Here is a 3,195-nt window from a genome sequence, read left to right as displayed (position 1 = left end):
CTGGTCTGGCACCTGGTCGGCGGGGAGGAGGTGGCGCCGCGCCGGTTCCGGCTGGGGAGCAGTAGCGCCTCTGCGGGGATGCTCCTAATCCCTCTGGACGATGGGGGGCAAGTGGAGGTTCGGGAGCGGGTGGGTAGCGTGGCCGGGTTGGATGTGGTATATTCTGAGACGGCTATGATTCGGGGAGCGGCAGTGTGGATGTATGGGGAGTTGAAGAGAGCGAGAATAGTAGGTGGGCAGGGGTTAAAGATTGAGAACTTGGAACAAAGAACTTCGTTGTTCTTGCCTTTTAAAGAATAAAAGTTTTATATCTCTCGAACTGGAGGGAGTTGATATCGCAATGATTCTTTTTATCACACGTAAGTACCCTCCTTCTATAGGAGGGATGCAAAAACTGAGCTACCAATTAACAACGAGGATTGCTAAACAAAATGAAGCACAAATTATCTCGTGGAGAGGGGGGACCTGGCTGCCCTTTTTCTTCGCTCGGGCTTTTGTACAGTCTGTGTATCTCCTAATGAGGGGTAATGTAACATTAATTCATTTGAGTGATCCTCTCCTGGCACCCTTGGGGGTTACTCTTCGTGCGATCAGGCGGGTTCCAGTGGTTGTCAATGCACATGGATTGGATATAACCTACCCTAGTCGTGTTTATCAAGCGTTAATTCCGGCTTTCCTGCGTGCTTTGGATTGTGTAATATGTATTAGTTTATATACACGAGATGAATGTGTTAAACGTGGTATTCTTGCTTCTAAATGTAGGGTTATTCCTCCTGGTCTTGAGGTTGCTGAATATAGAGTGATGCTCTCGGATGTAGAACGACGATTTTGGTTGAATTCGTGGGGAATATATTCTCCTGAACAAAAAATCCTGTTGACTGCAGGACGGTTGGTACCGCGTAAAGGCGTGGCTCGTTTCGTATCGGAAGCATTGCCATTGTTGATGGCCCAACGGCAGGACTGGGTATATTTGATAGCAGGAGATGGCCCTGAACGGCAGAAGATTGAGCAAGCCATATCTATGCGTGGGCTTTCGCAGCAAGTAAAACTGCTGGGGAAGATTGAAGACCAGGCTCTAAGAGCTGCTTATGCTCTTGCGGATGTTTTCGTGATGCCTAATGTACCGATACCTGGCAACCCGGAAGGATTTGGCATAGTGGTGGTAGAAGCGCGCGCGTCTGGCGTGCCTGTTGTGGCTTCTGATTTAGAGGGGATTCGCGAAGCAGTTGGCAACGAAGAGGATGGCACTTTAGTTAAACCAGAGGATTGGGCAGCATTTGTAGAGGCCATTGACTGGTGGTTGAACCGGCGAGAAACTATAGCGGATCGGGAGAGACGCCGTGAGCGGGTCAGAGCGGAATTTGATTGGAGTTATATCATACCACGGTATCTGGACCTTTTTCAAGAAGTTGAAGCGCGCATCACTCTCGGAGCATAGCCCAAAATGCGGATAGTAATTGATGCGTTAGGGTTACCCATATTAGGTGGCGCACGTACCTCTGCGCTTGGCTGGATAAATGCTTTGGGTGAATATGATAGAGATAACTATTACACAGTATATCTGTCCCAATTTGAGAACAGCCTGGCTCGTTTCTCAAACATTGAGCAGAGAGTGGTTCCCGTACGAAGCCGGTTCGCAATCCGCGTTTGGGCGCAGTTATATTTCCCATTTCTACTGGCTCGCAAGCGTGCGACCTTACTTCATTGCATGAAGAATTTGGGGGTTGTGGCTGCTCCGTGCCCCACTATTATTACGATCAACGACCTTTCCCATCTAATCTTGCGACATTTTTATCCATGGCTAGATGGTTTCTACTGGCGATTTGTGCAGCCTTTTATATTGCGAAATGCGCAGCGGATCATAGCCATCTCGGAAAGTACCAAACGGGATCTAATACGCTTTTATCACTTGGATCCTGATAAGATTGTGACAATCTACCCCTCATGTGATGAAGAATTCCGCCAACCCTGTGGGCCGTGGAGGCTCAAGCAAGTGCAATCCAAGTATGGGTTGCCTAAATCATTCATCATGTATGTTGGGAGCTTTGGGGTTCACAAGAACGTGAAAACCTTGATTCGGGCATTTGCACAGGTAGCCCGAGAGGTGCCACACGGACTAGTGCTTGTGAGAGGGGCGCACCACACTACCAGTGATCGTAGCGTGGAACAAGAAGTAAGCGCTTTAGGGCTGGAAGATCGGGTATGGATACTGGGGCCGATTCCAGATGATGAACTACCATGCTTCTACCACCTTGCCGATCTATTCGTACTGGTCTCTCTGAATGAAGGTTTTGGACTGGTGTTGTTGGAAGCCATGGCATGTGGCACTCCGATACTAGCGGCCCGGAGTGGAGGCATGCCAGAAGTGGTTGGAGATGCGGCCTACCTGATAGATAACCCGATGGATCCAGCAGAAGTTGCCTCTGCAATTATTATGCTGTTGAGTGATCAGCAAAAACTGGCTGAAATGAGCATCAAGGGCCTTGAGCGCAGTCAGAATTTTACGTGGGAACAGACTGCCAAGCGCACAGTTGAGTTGTATGAAACGGTGGGAAAAAATGGGAGATATTAATAATCAACACCCAGCCGATTCTTCAGTTTATAATAAAGAATACTTTCTTAGCGAATGCGATGGCTACGAAGAATTCATTGCCCATAAAGGGAAGGTTCTTCCTAAGCGCCTTGCGTTGTCATTAGAGCGTGCACGTGTTAAACCGGGTATGCGGGTGCTAGATGTAGGGTGTGGACGTGGAGAAACCCTAATTTGGTTAGCGCACCAAGGAGTCAAAGCCTGGGGCATAGATTTCTCGAAAGACGCATTGCTTTTAGCCGTGGATGCTTTACAATCTTCTGATCTGAAGTCCAAGTGTTGTTGTGCATTTATTGCAGCCAATGCGTGTTACCTTCCTTTGCCAGATGAGTCATTTGATTTGGTTTTGTTTCTGGATGTGGCTGAGCATTTGTATCCTTGGGAATTGGATCAGGCACTTTCCGATATATGGCGGGTTTTAACGCCCAATGGACGTTTGATTATCCATACGGCACCCAATCTTTGGTATTATAAATTAGGCTACCCCATTTATCGTTTCTTTGAACGGCTGCGGGGGGTATATTTGCCGAAGGATCCTCGCGATCGGTTCCGATACCACCGTCAGGTTCATGTGAATGAACAAAGCCCGGCATCTCTTGCACGAG

4 protein-coding genes are annotated in these 3,195 nt (G+C 48.3%); all 4 read left to right on the top strand.

The genetic code is table 11. The features are described from left to right. On the top strand, window positions 1-300 hold a 300-nt coding region (locus AC01YT_RS13515), incomplete at its 5' end, for a hypothetical protein (RefSeq protein WP_476676267.1). A 40-nt stretch (window positions 301-340) separates the two neighbouring features. Further along, window positions 341-1,438, top strand: coding sequence for a glycosyltransferase family 4 protein (locus tag AC01YT_RS13510; protein ID WP_476676265.1), 1,098 nt, complete (start codon window positions 341-343; stop codon window positions 1,436-1,438). A gap of 6 nt (window positions 1,439-1,444) precedes the next feature. Beyond that, entirely contained in the window at window positions 1,445-2,572 is a 1,128-nt protein-coding gene (locus AC01YT_RS13505; RefSeq protein ID WP_424914155.1) for a glycosyltransferase family 4 protein, read from the top strand. Next, on the top strand, window positions 2,541-3,195 hold a 655-nt coding region (locus AC01YT_RS13500; protein WP_476676262.1), incomplete at its 3' end, for a class I SAM-dependent methyltransferase. The genes AC01YT_RS13505 and AC01YT_RS13500, both read left to right, overlap by 32 nt.

Source organism: Thermanaerothrix sp. (genome assembly GCF_056331585.1).
The sequence above is the reverse complement of the archived record's forward strand: the minus strand, read 5'-3'. Positions and strand labels throughout refer to the sequence as shown.

Bases quoted from the DNA above. Each gene is read 5' to 3' on its own strand.
- AC01YT_RS13505 (WP_424914155.1), top strand. From the start codon at position 1,445: ATGCGGATAGTAATTGATGCGTTAGGGTTACCCATATTAGGTGGCGCA.
- AC01YT_RS13510 (WP_476676265.1), top strand. From the start codon at position 341: ATGATTCTTTTTATCACACGTAAGTACCCTCCTTCTATAGGAGGGATG.